Origin of the sequence: Streptomyces sp. NBC_00386, from assembly GCF_036063235.1 — a bacterium.
Taxonomy (GTDB): Bacteria; Actinomycetota; Actinomycetes; order Streptomycetales; family Streptomycetaceae; genus Streptomyces.
The window spans coordinates 1,964,612-1,978,344 of the sequence record NZ_CP107950.1; the positions used below are offsets into that span (position 1 = coordinate 1,964,612).

The following is a 13,733-nucleotide window of genomic DNA, read 5'->3' on the forward strand; positions in this document are numbered from 1 at the left end:
GCTCCTTCAGCTGATGTGGGCCAGTCGGGCGGCGAGGCGGGCGGCGTCGTCCATGGTGGCGGCCTGGTGCACCAGGGGGTGCGCCCGCTCCGCGAGGACGGCGCGGCCCCGGGCCGCGTTGTTGCCGTCGAGCCGGACCACGAGCGGTTTGGTCGGCCGTACGGCGTCCAGCGCCCGCACGATGCCGTCGGCGACGGCGTCGCAGGCGGTGATGCCGCCGAAGACGTTGACGAGGACGGACCTGACGCCGGGGTCGGACAGGACGACGGACAGCCCGTCGGACATGATCCGCGCGGAGGCCCCGCCGCCGATGTCGAGGAAGTTGGCGGGGCGGGCGCCACTGCCGGCGACGACGTCGAGCGTCGACATGACGAGGCCCGCGCCGTTGCCGATGACACCGACCTCGCCGTCCAGCTTCACGTAGTTGAGTCCCTTGGCGGCGGCCGCGGCCTCCAGCGGGTCGTCGTGCGAGGTCTCCTGTCCGTCCCAACGCGCCTGGCGGTAGCGGGCGTTGCCGTCGAGCGTGACCTTGCCGTCCAGGGCCATGAGCTGACCCTGGGCGGTGCGGACGAGGGGGTTCACCTCGACGAGGAGGGCGTCCTCACGGATGAGCACCTGCCAGAGCCGGACGAGGACGTCGGCGGAGCGCGGTGGCAGTCCGGCCGCCCGGACGATCTCGGCGGCCTTCTGAGGGGTGACGCCCTCCGCCGGGTCCACGGGGACGCGCGCCACCGCCTCCGGCCGGAGCGCGGCCACCTCCTCGATCTCGGTGCCGCCCTCGGCGGAGGCGATCGCGAGGAAGCGTCCGGCGGCCCGGTCGAGGACGTACGAGACGTAGAACTCGCTCTCGATGTCGACGGGTTGGGCCAGCATCACCGTGCGGACCGGGTGACCCTTGATGTTCATGCCGAGGATCTCGCGCGCCGTGCGTTCGGCTGCGTCCGGGTCCTCGGCGAGCCGTACTCCGCCCGCCTTGCCGCGCCCGCCCGTCCTGACCTGGGCCTTGACGACGACCCGGCCGCCGAGCCCGCGGGCGATGTCGCGGGCCCGGCCGGGCGAGTCGGTGACCTCGGCGCGCGGCACCAGGATGCCGTGTTCTTCGAAGAGTTGCCGCGCCTGATGTTCGTACAGGTCCACGTTTCGGCTCCTGTCCTGAAAGTGGTGCACGACCCCTGGACATCACCCATCGGATGCGGGATAACACTCTTCATACAGTATTCGTCGACTGTATGCAATGTACCGAACCTGGCCCACCCACCGCCGCACCGCAGCGGCTCAAGGCAACGGACAAGTGAGGTGACCTGTGACGACCAAGGCTCTCGAAGGCATCCGGGTCCTGGACATGACGCACGTTCAGTCCGGCCCCTCGGCGACCCAGTTGATGGCATGGCTCGGCGCCGACGTGGTCAAACTCGAGGCGCCGAGCGGTGACATCACCCGCGCCCAGCTGCGGGACATCCCGGACGCCGACTCCCTCTACTTCACCATGCTCAACAGCAACAAGCGCAGCATCACCCTCAACACCAAGACCGAGCGCGGCAAACAGCTTCTGACCGAGCTGATCCGCCGCTCCGATGTCATGGTGGAGAACTTCGGCCCCGGCGCGATCGACCGCATGGGCTTCACCTGGGACCGCATCCGCGAGATCAACCCGCGGATCGTCTACGCCTCCATCAAGGGTTTCGGGGACGGCCCGTACACCGACTTCAAGGCGTACGAGGTGGTCGCGCAGGCCATGGGCGGTTCCATGGCCACCACCGGATTCGAGGACGGCCCGCCGATGGCCACCGGCGCCCAGATCGGCGATTCGGGCACCGGCGTCCACGCCGTCGCCGCCGTCCTCGCGGCCCTCCTCCAGCGCACCCGCACCGGACGCGGGCAGCGCGTCAACGTGGCCATGCAGCACGCCGTCCTCAACCTCTGCCGGGTCAAGCTGCGCGACCAGCAGCGCCTGGCCCACGGGCCGCTCGCCGAGTACCCCAACGAGGACTTCGGCGACGAGGTCCCCCGCTCGGGCAACGCCTCCGGGGGCGGCCAGCCCGGCTGGGCCGTCAAGTGCGCGCCCGGCGGCCCCAACGACTACGTCTACGTCATCGTCCAGCCCGCCGGATGGAAACCCATCACCCGGCTGATCGGCCGGCCCGAGCTGGCCGAGGACCCCGGCTGGGCCACCCCGGGGGCCCGGCTGCCGAGGCTCGCCAAGATGTTCCAGCTCATCGAGGAATGGACCACGACATTGCCCAAATGGCAGGTGCTGGAGAAACTCAACGCCGAGAGCATCCCGTGCGGACCGATCCTGTCGACCAAGGAGATCATCGAGGACTCCTCGCTCGCCGCCAACGACATGGTCGTCGAGGTCGAACACCCCGAGCGCGGCTCCTACGTCACCGTCGGCAGCCCGCTCAAGCTCTCCGACTCCCCCGTCGACATCACCGCCTCTCCGCTGCTCGGTGAGCACAACGAGGAGATCTACATCGGCGAACTCGGCCTCGGCGACGAGGAATTGCGGCTTCTCAAGTCGGGCGGGGTGATCTGAGATGGCGGATCAGGACCGGGTGGCCCGGGTGCGGGCGCTCCTCGACGGCGTGCGGCGACAGGGACGCACCGCGCTGACGGCACCGGAGGGCAAGCAGATCGCCGACGCCTACGGGATCGCCGTGCCCGGCGAGGAGCTGGCCCGCGACGAGGACGAGGCGGTCACACACGCGGAACGCCTCGGCGGCCCCGTGGTGATGAAGATCGTCTCCCCCGACATCCTGCACAAGACCGACGCGGGCGGGGTGCTGGTCGGTGTCGAGGGAGGAGCCGAGGTACGGGCCGCCTTCCGGGCGATCGTCGAGAACGCCCGTGCGTACGACGCCCGCGCCCGGATCGACGGCGTCCAGGTGCAGGAGCTGATCCCTCCGGGGCAGGAGGTCATCGTCGGCGCGGTGACCGACCCGACGTTCGGAAAGGTCGTCGCCTTCGGGCTCGGCGGTGTGCTGGTCGAGGTGCTGGGGGACGTCACCTTCCGGCTGGCGCCGGTGGACTCGGACGAGGCGCTGTCGATGCTCGACTCGATCCGCTGCGCGCAGGTCCTGCACGGGGTGCGCGGCGGGCCCGCGGTGGACCGGTCGGCCCTCGCCGAGCAGATCCGCCAGGTCTCCGAACTCGTCACGGACTTCCCCGAGATCGCCGAGGTGGACCTCAACCCGGTGATCGCCGGCCCGCGGGGGGCGATCGCGGCGGACATCCGCGTGATTCTCGGCGCGGTCCCTCCGGCCGGCCGGCGCCGGTACACCCGGGACGAGATCCTCGCCTCCATGGACCGGCTGATGCGGCCGCGGTCGATCGCCGTGATCGGCGCCTCGGACGTCCCGGGCAAGATCGGCCACGCGGTGCTGCAGAACCTCGTCGACGGGGGCTTCGCGGGCGAGATCCACCCGGTGAACCCCAGGGCCGACGACATCCAGGGACGCAAGGCCTACGCGAGCGTCACGGACATCCCCGGCGAGGTGGACGTCGCGGTCTTCGCCGTCCCGGCCCGGGCGGTGGCCCGGGTCCTGGAGGAGGCGGGACGCAAGAACATCCCCAACGCGGTCCTGATCCCCTCCGGCTTCGCGGAGACCGGCGAACAGGCCCTCCAGGACGAGATCACGGCCATCGGCGAGCGGTACGGCATACGGCTGCTCGGCCCGAACATCTACGGCTACTACTCGACCTGGCAGGACGTGTGCGCCACGTTCTGCACGCCGTACGACGTGAAGGGCGGTGTCGCGCTCTCCTCGCAGTCCGGTGGGATCGGCATGGCCGTGCTGGGGTTCGCCCGGACCACGAAGACGGGGGTCTCGGCGATCGTGGGGCTCGGCAACAAGGCGGACCTGGACGAGGACGACCTGCTCACCTGGTTCGGCGAGGACCCGAACACCCGGTGCGTGGCAATGCACCTGGAGGACCTCAAGGACGGCCGCGCCTTCGTGGAGGCGGCCCGCGCCACCGTCCCGAAGAAGCCCGTCATCGTCCTCAAGGCCGGGCGGACCGCCGCCGGCGCGCGGGCCGCGGGCTCGCACACCGGGGCGCTCGCGGGCGACGACGCCGTGTACGACGACATCCTCAGGCAGGCCGGGGTCATCAGGGCTCCCGGGCTGATCGACATGCTGGAGTACGCGCGGGCCCTGCCGGTACTGCCCGCCCCCCGGGGCGACAACGTGGTGATCATCACCGGAGCGGGCGGCAGCGGCGTCCTGCTGTCGGACGCGGTCACCGACAACGGGCTGTCCCTGATGGAGATCCCGCCGGACCTCGACGCCTCCTTCCGGGAATTCATCCCGCCCTTCGGGGCCGCGGGCAACCCGGTGGACATCACGGGCGGCGAGCCGCCGTCGACGTACGAGGCGACGATCCGGCTCGGACTGGAGGACCCGCGCGTCCACGCGCTCGTCCTCGGCTACTGGCACACCGTCGTGACCCCTCCCATGGTCTTCGCCGAGCTCACCGCGCGCGTGGTGGCCGAGTTCCGCGAACGCGGCATCGAGAAGCCCGTGGTGGCGTCGCTCGCGGGCGACGTCGAGGTCGAGGAGGCGTGCCGGTACCTGTACGAGCGGGGGGTCGTGGCCTATCCGTACACGACCGAGATGCCGGTGGCCGTCCTCGGCGCGAAGTACCGCTGGGCGCGTGCGGCGGGGCTGTTGGGGGGTCGTTCATGACGTGAGGAGGCGCGGGGCCGGCCGACGGTGCGCGTCGGCCGCCCCGGGACCCGTGAGCGCACGAAAGGCATGTGGCAGGGGGCGCTGACCAGATCTTTCGACGCAAGGGGATCTCGATCGACATGACAACCACCGGCTACTCGACATCGGTGCCACATCGAGAGGTGCGGGACCGGAACGGACGCGTGTACCGCGTCGGTGAGACCGACATCGACATCATGGGCCGAAAACGCGCCTGGATGGTCTTCCTGCCCTGGGCGGGCATGATGGGCATCAGCTCCGCCGAGTACGCGTTCACGTCGGCGGAGGACACGCTGCACGAGGCTCATCTGTGGAGCAGCGGACACATCTTCTGGCTGATGGGCGTCTGGATCTTCTTCCAGGCGGCCGTGGCCTTCCCGGCCGGGCAACTGCGCGAGAGCGGCAGGCTCCCCGCCCGTACGGCGATGCTGCTGGGCGCGCTGGGCACGCTGCTCGGCTATGTGTCCCTGGCCTTCGCGCCGCATGTGGCGGTCGCCTATCTCGGCTTCGGCATGTGCAGCGGCATCGGAGCGGGTCTCGTCTACGCGACCTGCGTGAACATGGTCGGCAAGTGGTATCCGGAGCGCAAGGGCGGCAAGACGGGCTTCGTCAACGGCGGTTTCGCCTACGGGTCCGTACCCTTCGTCTTCCTGTTCACCTCGTACATGGACCTGGGCAACTACCGGGGCGTCCTGGTGGGTGTCGGTCTGCTCTGCTGCGCGGTGGTCGCGGCGGCCGGCTGGTTCTTCAAGGACCCGCCGAAGGGCTGGTGGCCGCCGGACGTGGACCCGCTGAAGGTGCCGGACGACCCGAAGGTCCGGCGGGCGCTGGAGAAGAACCCGCCGGCCGTGAAGCAGTACACCCCGAGGGAGGCCGCGCGTACCCCTGTTCTGTGGATGATGTGGTTCTGTCTGCTGTGCACGGCCGGGATCAACATCTTCGGCATCGCCTTCCAGGTCCCGTTCGGCAAGGACATGGGCTTCGCGGGCGGGATCGTGGCCACGGCGATGTCGCTGAAGGCCATCGTCAACGGCACCGGGCGCGGGATCATCGGCTGGATCTCCGATCGCGTCGGACGGCGCCACACGCTGATCATCGTGTGTCTGGTGCTGGGTTCCGCCCAGTTCGGTGTGCTGGTCTCCGGCCAGATGGGCAGCATGCCGTTCTTCCTCTTCTGTTCCATGGTCTCCGGCTTCGGCGGCGGCGCGATCTTCCCGCTGTTCGCGGCCATGACGGCGGACTACTTCGGCGAGAACAACAACGCCTCCAACTACGGGATGGTGTACAGCTCGAAGCTGATCTCGGGCCTCGTGGGCTCCGGCATGGGCGCGGTCGTCGTCGGCGCGTGGGACTACCACGGCGCCTTCGTGCTCGCCGGGTCCATCGGTCTGGCGTCCGCCGTACTGGCCCTGTTCCTCAAGTCACCGGACCGGCCCGAGTCCCGTGTCGTCCCCAATCCGCAGCCGCTCGGAGAGGAGATGGCGTCATGACGGCGGAACCCGTCGCGGCGAAGGACTCGCCGGACGATCCCGGCGCCCGGGGGCGCGCGTACCGGGAGATCACCGACGTCCGGGGCCGTGTCTACCGGGTCGGCGAGACCGACCGGGACATCCTCGGCCACTCGCGCGCGTTCATGGTCTACCTGCCCTGGGTCGCCATGATGGCCATCAGTGTCTTCGAGTACGCGTACGGCTCGGCCGAGGACACCCTGTCCCACGCCCACGGCTGGACGCAGAGCAACACCTTCTGGATCCTGAGCGTCTGGGTGTTCTTCCAGGCCGGCATCGCCTTCCCGGCCGGCTGGCTGCGGGAGAGGGGCGTCCTGACGGCACGCGGGGCCATGTATCTGGGCTCGGTCATGTGCGCGGCCGGCTTCCTCGCCCTGTCGCATCTGAGCAATGTCCTGCTGGCGATCCTGGGCTTCGGTGTCGTCGGCGGTCTCGGGTCCGGTCTGGTGTACGCGACCTGCATCAACATGGTCGGGAAGTGGTACCCCGAGCGTCGTGGAGCGCGGACGGGATTCGTCAACGGCGGATTCGCCTACGGCTCCCTGCCGTTCATCTTCATCTTCAACTACGGCTTCGACACGGCCAATTACCACCGTGTGCTGGATCTCATCGGCTGTTACGTGATGATCGTGGTGCTGACCGCCGCGTTCTTCTTCAAGGACCCGCCGAAGAACTGGTGGCCCGCGGACGTCGACCCGCCGGTCCACGGCGGTTCCGGCGAGGAGGCCGCGAGCCTGTCGAAGAACCCTCCCGCCGTGAAGCAGTACACCCCCAAGGAGGCCATCAGGACCGGCATGCTCCCGCTGATGTGGATCGCGCTGGTGATGACCGCCGGTGTGTCGATCTTCGGGATCTCCTTCCAGGTCGACTTCGCCAAGGAGGTGGGCTTCGGCCCGCTGGTGGCGGCCTCGTCGATGGGCGTGATGGCGGTCGTCAACGGCGTCGGCCGGGGTGTGGTGGGCTGGCTGTCCGACATCTGGGGGCGCAGACAGACCCTGGTCTTCGTCATCGTGGTCCTGGGACTCGCGCAGTTCGGCGTGATCTGGGCCGGCGACATCCACAGCGAGGCGCTCTTCCTGTTCTTCGCGTTCCTCTCCGGCTTCGGCGGCGGGGCCTTCTACCCGATGTTCGCGGCCCTGACCCCGGACTACTTCGGTGAGAACTACAACGCCACCAACTACGGGCTGGTGTACAGCGGAAAGCTGATCAGCGGTCTGTTCGGCGGCGGGCTCGGCTCGATGGTGGTCGCCGCCTGGGGCTACGACGGCGCCTACGCGATGGCCGGCGGCATCTCCATGGTGGCGGCCGCGGTCCCCCTGCTGCTGCGGCAGCCGGGGCGCAGCACCGCGGACAGCTCGGCGCCACAGCCGCAGCCGGTGGGCTGAGCACCCGCGGGCCCGGGTGGAAGCGGCTCTCCTCGCGGCACGGCGAGGAGAGCCGCTTCCGTGTACGGGGCCCGGCCCCCCGTCCCGGGCCCCGTCCCCCGTCCTCGGCTACCCGTTGCCCGAGAACGCCGCGTCGAACGATGCGGACGGCGGCTCGAAGTCGTAGGCCTTGAGGCGGGTCAGGGCCTCGGGCGCGCCCTGGAGCCGGTCCATGCCGGCGTCCTCCCACTCGACCGAGACGGGCCCGGCGTAGCCGATGGAGCGCAGCATGCGGAAGACGTCCTCCCAGGGGACGTCGCCGTGGCCCGCGGAGACGAAGTCCCAGCCGCGGCGCGGGTCTCCCCAGGGCAGGTGGGAGCCGAGCCGGCCGTTGCGTCCGTCGAGGCGTTTGCGGGCCTCCTTGCAGTCGACGTGGTAGATGCGGTCGCGGAAGTCGTAGAGGAATCCGACGGGGTCGAGGTCCTGCCAGACGAAGTGGGAGGGGTCGAAGTTGAGACCGAAGGCCGGCCGGTGGCCGACTGCCTCCAGGGCCTTGTGTGTTGTCCAGTAGTCGTAGGCGATCTCGCTCGGATGGACCTCGTGCGCGAACCGGACACCCTCGGCGTCGAAGACGTCGAGGACCGGGTTCCAGCGGGTGGCGAAGTCCTCGTAGCCGCGCTCGATCATCGCTTCGGGGACCGGCGGGAACATGGCGACGAGGTGCCAGATCGCGGAGCCGGTGAAGCCGACGACGGTGTCGACTCCGAGGGCGGCCGCCGCGCGGGCGGTGTCGGCGATCTCGGCGGCGGCCCGTCTCCGGACGCCTTCGGGTTCGCCGTCGCCCCAGACGCGGGCGGGCAGGATCGCCAGATGCCGTTCATCGATGATGGCGTCGCAGACGGCCTGGCCGACGAGATGGTTGGAGATCGCCAGGCACTTGAGGCCGTACTTGTCGAGAAGCGCGCGCCGGGACTCCACGTAGGCGGGATCCCCGAGCGCCTTGTCGACCTCGAAGTGGTCGCCCCAGCAGGCGAGTTCGAGTCCGTCGTAGCCGAAGTCGCGGGCGAGTCGGCAGACCTCTTCGAGCGGCAGGTCGGCCCACTGGCCGGTGAAGAGAGTGAATTCGCGCGGCATTTCGGGGCCTCCTCAGACCGCTACGGGGGTGTACGTGGAGTTCTTCCCGGCGCTCTCCTCGACCGCGGCGAGGACGCGCTGGACCTGGAGTCCGTCGGCGAAGGACGGTGCCGGGGGCCGCCCGTCCGCGATGGCCTGCACGAAGTCGCGGGCCTGGTGAGCGAAGGTGTGCTCGTAGCCGAGACCGTGTCCCGGCGGCCACCAGGCGTCGAGGTAGGGGTGGTCGGGTTCGGTGACGAGGATGCGCCGGAAACCCGCGTGGGCGGCCGGCTCGGTGTGGTCGTGGTACGCGAGTTCGTTGAGCCGCTCCAGGTCGAAGGCCAACGAGCCGCGCTCGCCGTTGAGTTCGATGCGCAGGGAGTTCTTGCGCCCGGCGGCGAAGCGGGAGGCCTCGAAGGAGGCGAGGGCTCCGGAGGCGAAGCGGGCGGTGAACAGGGCGGCGTCGTCGACGGTGACGGCGCCCGAAGGGGAGCCCGGTGCGGGCCCGGAGGCGGACAGTCCGCCGGACGCCCGTGCAGGCAGGGGCCGTCGGCGGACGAACGTCTCGGTGAGCGCGGAGACCCCGCCGAGCGGCTCGCCCGCCAGGTACTGCGCGAGGTCGACGATGTGGGCCCCGAGGTCGCCGAGGGCTCCGGAGCCCGCCTTCTCCTTGCGGAGCCTCCAGGTGAGCGGGAACTCCGGGTCGGTCAGCCAGTCCTGAAGGTACGTCACCCGCACGTGCCGCAGGGTTCCGAGGCGACCCTCGGCCACCATGGAGCGGGCGAGCGCCGCGGCGGGGAGGCGGCGGTAGTTGAAGCCCACCATGGAGATCTGGCCGTGTGCGGCGGCTTCGGCCGCGGCCGCCGCCATCGCCTCGGCCTCCTCGACGGTGTTCGCGAGCGGCTTCTCGCACAGCACGTGCTTGCCCGCGGCCAGCGCGGCGACGGCGATCTCGGCGTGGCTGTCGCCGGGGGTGCAGATGTCGACGACGTCGACGTCGTCCCGGGCGATCAGCGCACGCCAGTCGGTCTCGGCGGCTCCCCAGCCGTGCCGGCCGGCCATCGCACGCAGGGCCGGTTCGTCGCGGCCGCACACGGCGGCGAGGACCGGGCGGCGCGGCAGGTCGAAGACACGGCCCACGGTGCGCCAGCCCTGTGAGTGGGCGGCGCCCATGAACGCGTAACCGACCATGCCCACGCCCAAGGGCGGTTTCGCGGCCTCGTCGCCCTGGTCCGGCTGTCCCATACGGGGGTCCTCCTCGTCGTCGTGGCGCGGTGGGGATGGGGCCCGGTCCCGCGGGACCGGGCCCCGGTGTCGGCGGCGCGCATCACTTGAAGCCGGTGGCCATGTACTGCTGGACGTTGTCCTTGTCGACGACGGCCGAGTAGAGGGTGAGCGAGGCGGGGATCTCGAACTCGGCGAGCCCGCTGATTCCCTTGCCCTGGCCGAGGGTGCGGGCGAGGTCGATCGCGGACGCGGCCATGGTCGGCGGGTACAGGACGGTGGCCTTCAGGACGCTGTCGTCGGCGTCGATGGCCTGGAAGGCGGAGAGCGCTCCGGCCCCGCCGACCATGAGGAAGCCGTCGCGGCCGGCCTGCTCGATGGCCCGCAGCGCTCCTACGCCCTGGTCGTCGTCGTGGTTCCACAGCGCGTCGAACCTCGGCTGGGCCTGGAGGAGCTGGGACATCTTGGCCTGGCCGGTCTCGACGGTGAACTCGGCCGCCTGGCGGGCGACCTTCGTGATGTTCGGGTAGTTCTTCAGAGCGGCGTCGAAGCCCTGGGTGCGCTGTTTGGTGAGTTCCAGGTTGTCGAGCCCCGCGAGCTCGATGACCTTGGCGTTCTTCCTGCCCTTGAGTTTCTCGCCGATGTAGTGACCGGCGCTGAGGCCCATGCCGTAGTTGTCGCCGCCGATCCAGCACCGGTACGCCTGGGGCGAGTTGAAGACGCGGTCGAGGTTGATGACCGGGATGCCCGCGCGCATCGCCTTGAGACCTACCTGGGTCAGGGCCTTGCCGTCGGCCGGCAGCACGACCAGGACGTCGACCTTCTTGTTGATCAGGGTCTCGATCTGGCCGATCTGCGCGGCCGTGTCGTTGGAGCCCTCGGTGATCTCCAGGGTGACGTCCTTGTACGTCCCGGCCCGGCTCTTGGCGTTGTCGTTGATGGCGTTGAGCCAGCCGTGGTCGGCCTGGGGGCCGGCGAAGCCGATCGTGACGTGCTTGCCGGGCTTGCCGTCGGCGGCCGGCCCGGAGTTCGCGGCGGGGTTCGCGTCCTTGGTGTCGTTGCTGGTGCAGCCGGTGAGGAGGGCACCGGCCGAGACGGCGGCGGTCCCGAGGAGCAGTCCTCTGCGACTGGTCAGGCTCGTGGGTTCTGGCATGGCGGTGGACCCTTCCCGTGTCAGGTCGTGCTGGCTGTGCGCCGCTGGACCAGGACCGCGGCGACGATGATCGCGCCCTTGGCGATCTGCTGGACGTCGCTCTGGAGGTTGTTCAGCGCGAAGATGTCGGTGATCGTCGTGAAGATCAGTACGCCGAGCACCGAGCCGGTGATGGTGCCGCGGCCCCCGCTGAGCAGGGTGCCGCCGATGATCGCCGCCGCGATGGCGTCGAGCTCGTAGAGGTTGCCGTTGGTGTTCTGTCCGGAGCCGGACAGGATGACCAGCAGGAACGCGGCGATGCCGCAGCACAGTCCGGAGAGCAGATAGAGGTAGAGCCGCTGACGCCGTACGTCGATGCCGGCCAGCCGGGCCGCCTCCGCGTTGCCTCCGACAGCGACCGTGCGCCGGCCGAAGGTGGTGCGGTTCAGCACCAGCCAGCCGATGAGGGTGACGACGGCGAAGACGAGGACGAGCGGGGGAACGCCGAGGACGTAGGAGTCGCGTTCGCCGAGCTTCAGGACGCCGTCCACGGTGACGATCTGGGTCCGGCCGTCGGTGATCTGGAGGGCCAGGCCGCGGGCCGAGGCGAGCATGGCGAGCGTCGCGATGAAGGGGACCAGCCCGCCGTACGCGACGAGCAGTCCGTTGACCAGGCCGCAGCCCAGACCGACGAGCACCGCGGTGACGAGGATGCCCGTGAAGCCGTATTCCTGGGTCGCGACCGTGGTCGCCCAGACCGAGGAGAGCGCGACGATCGCGCCCACCGACAGATCGATGCCCCCGGAGGTGATGACGAAGGTCATGCCGACGGTCACGACGCCGATCACCGAGGCCTGGGTGAGGACGAGTTGGAGGTTGCGGGTGTCGAGGAATTCGTCGGGTCGGGTGACGCCGCCGATGACGACGAGGACCGCGAGGACGCCGAGGAGCGAGAGCGTGCGGACGTCTGCGTGGGCCACCACGGCTCGCCAAGCCGGGAGTTCACCCGTGACGGGCACCTTGCCGGTGCCGTCCCGGGGCGGGGACACGTGCTGCGTCATGACGCCGGACTCCCTTCACTGGCCACGGGGCCTCCTTCCAGCACGAGGTCGAGGACGCGGTGTTCGTCGAGGTCGTGGGCGGGCGCCGTGTGCACGACCCGCCCTTCGCGGAGCACCAGGACACGGTCGGCGAGCCCGAGCACCTCGGGGACCTCGCTGGAGACCAGCAGGACGGCCAGACCCTCGTCGGCGAGCCGGCGGATCACCGCGTACAGCTCGGCGCGCGCCCCGACGTCGACACCGCGTGTCGGCTCGTCGAGGAGCAGGACACGGCAGCCGCGCAGCAGCCAGCGCGCCAGCACGGCCTTCTGCTGGTTGCCGCCGGACAGGGTCCTGACCGGGAGGCCCGGATCGTCGGGGCGCAGGGAGAGTTCGCGGGTGGCCGCCCGGGCCGCCCCGCGCTCGGCCCGCCGGTCGATCCAGCCGCCGCGCGCGTAGCGGGACATCGAGGAGAGGGAGACGTTGCGGGTGACCGACTCCAGCATCAGCAGCGCCTGTGCCTTGCGCTCCTCGGGGGCCAGTCCGATCCCGGCGCGCACCGCGGCGCGTACGCTGCCGGTGCGCAGCGGCTTCCCGTTCACGCTGACCCGGCCGGTCGTCGGTCCCCGGGCCCCGTAGATCGTCTCCAGGATCTCGGAGCGGCCGGAACCCACCAGTCCGGCCAGACCGACGATTTCACCCGGGCGCACGTCGAGGTCGAGCGGGGCGAACTCTCCCTGGCGGGACAGTCCTTGGACCGAGAGCACCGGTTCGCCCGGTGGCCGTGCGCGGGGCCTGTCGGGGAAGACGTACTCGACGTTGCGCCCTGTCATGAGGGAGACCACTTCGCGCGTCGGGGTCGACCTGGCGGGCAGTCCGCCCGCGACCGCGCGCCCGTCCTTCAGGACCGTGACGCGGTCGCCGATGCGGCGGATCTCCTCCAGGCGGTGCGAGATGTAGACGACGGCAACGCCGTCCGCGGTGAGATCGCCGACGATCCGGAAGAGGTTGCCGACCTCGTCGGGGTCGAGGGCGGCGGACGGCTCGTCCATGACGATGAGCCGTACGTCGTGGGAGAGCGCCCGCGCCATGGAGACGATCTGCCGCTGGGCGGCGGAGAGTTCACCGACGAGCCGGGCCGGGTCGATCTCGGGATGTCCGAGCCGCTTGAACAGCAGGGCGGTCGCCGTCCTGGCGGCCCTGCCCCTGACGACGAACCCCGCGGTGGTGGGTTCGTGTCCGAGGTGGACGTTCTCGGCGACCGACAGCCCCTCCACCAGGTCGAGTTCCTGGTAGATGGTCGCGATACCCAGGCGCATGGCGGCGATCGGGGACCTGAGGGTGACGGGCTCACCGTGCCAGGCGATGGTGCCGGTGTCGGGCTGGTGGGCGCCGGAGAGGACCTTGATCAGCGTGGACTTCCCGGCGCCGTTCTGACCGAGCAGACAGTGCACCTCGCCGGCCTGGACGTCGAGGTCGACGCCGTCGAGGGCCCGGACTCCGGGGAACGACTTGGTGATGCCGGACATGGTGAGCAGCGGTGGTTCTGGTGCCATGACGGTTCCCTCGGACAGGCGTGCGGGCCGGTTGCCGGGTGGTGCGCGTACGGGCGGGGGGTTTCGGGTACGGGGGCGGGGGTCTCGGCT

The 13,733-nt window shown here is 70.3% G+C and carries 10 protein-coding genes; 4 read left to right on the forward strand and 6 right to left on the reverse strand.

The window, feature by feature from the left end:
- Window positions 1-6 precede the first annotated feature (6 nt).
- A complete protein-coding gene (gene sucC / locus OG780_RS08610) occupies window positions 7-1,137 on the reverse strand; it encodes an ADP-forming succinate--CoA ligase subunit beta (protein ID WP_328446280.1) in 1,131 nt (376 codons plus the stop codon).
- 166 nt (window positions 1,138-1,303) lie between these two features.
- Between sucC and frc the strand changes: the two genes are divergently transcribed.
- From frc to OG780_RS08630, 4 genes are all read left to right on the forward strand, one after another.
- Window positions 1,304-2,536, forward strand: a complete 1,233-nt coding sequence (frc, locus tag OG780_RS08615) for a formyl-CoA transferase (protein ID WP_328446282.1) — start codon at window positions 1,304-1,306, stop codon at window positions 2,534-2,536.
- A gap of 1 nt (window position 2,537) precedes the next feature.
- The gene (locus OG780_RS08620; RefSeq protein WP_328446284.1) at window positions 2,538-4,685 is read left to right on the forward strand and encodes an acetate--CoA ligase family protein; all 2,148 of its coding nucleotides are present in this window, start codon (window positions 2,538-2,540) and stop codon (window positions 4,683-4,685) included.
- 122 nt (window positions 4,686-4,807) lie between these two features.
- A complete protein-coding gene (locus tag OG780_RS08625; RefSeq protein WP_328446286.1) occupies window positions 4,808-6,196 on the forward strand; it encodes an OFA family MFS transporter in 1,389 nt (462 codons plus the stop codon).
- Entirely contained in the window at window positions 6,193-7,599 is a 1,407-nt protein-coding gene (locus tag OG780_RS08630; RefSeq protein WP_328446288.1) for an OFA family MFS transporter, read from the forward strand. Before OG780_RS08625 ends, OG780_RS08630 begins: the two co-directional genes overlap by 4 nt.
- Window positions 7,600-7,707: 108 nt before the next feature.
- Here the strand turns inward: OG780_RS08630 and OG780_RS08635 are convergent, their stop codons facing one another.
- The 5 genes from OG780_RS08635 to OG780_RS08655 form a co-directional block, all read right to left on the reverse strand.
- A complete protein-coding gene (locus tag OG780_RS08635) occupies window positions 7,708-8,712 on the reverse strand; it encodes a sugar phosphate isomerase/epimerase family protein (protein ID WP_328446290.1) in 1,005 nt (334 codons plus the stop codon).
- Between the two features lie 12 nt (window positions 8,713-8,724).
- Window positions 8,725-9,936 (reverse strand): Gfo/Idh/MocA family protein, encoded by a 1,212-nt coding sequence (locus OG780_RS08640; protein ID WP_328446292.1) that lies wholly within the window; start codon window positions 9,934-9,936, stop codon window positions 8,725-8,727.
- An 82-nt stretch (window positions 9,937-10,018) separates the two neighbouring features.
- Window positions 10,019-11,068, reverse strand: coding sequence for a substrate-binding domain-containing protein (locus tag OG780_RS08645; protein WP_328446294.1), 1,050 nt, complete (start codon window positions 11,066-11,068; stop codon window positions 10,019-10,021).
- A 20-nt stretch (window positions 11,069-11,088) separates the two neighbouring features.
- A complete protein-coding gene (locus OG780_RS08650) occupies window positions 11,089-12,108 on the reverse strand; it encodes an ABC transporter permease (protein WP_328446295.1) in 1,020 nt (339 codons plus the stop codon).
- Complete coding sequence (locus OG780_RS08655) at window positions 12,105-13,643, reverse strand: sugar ABC transporter ATP-binding protein (RefSeq protein WP_328446296.1); 1,539 nt, start codon at window positions 13,641-13,643, stop codon at window positions 12,105-12,107. The genes OG780_RS08650 and OG780_RS08655 overlap by 4 nt, the downstream gene beginning before the upstream one ends.
- Window positions 13,644-13,733 lie beyond the last annotated feature (90 nt).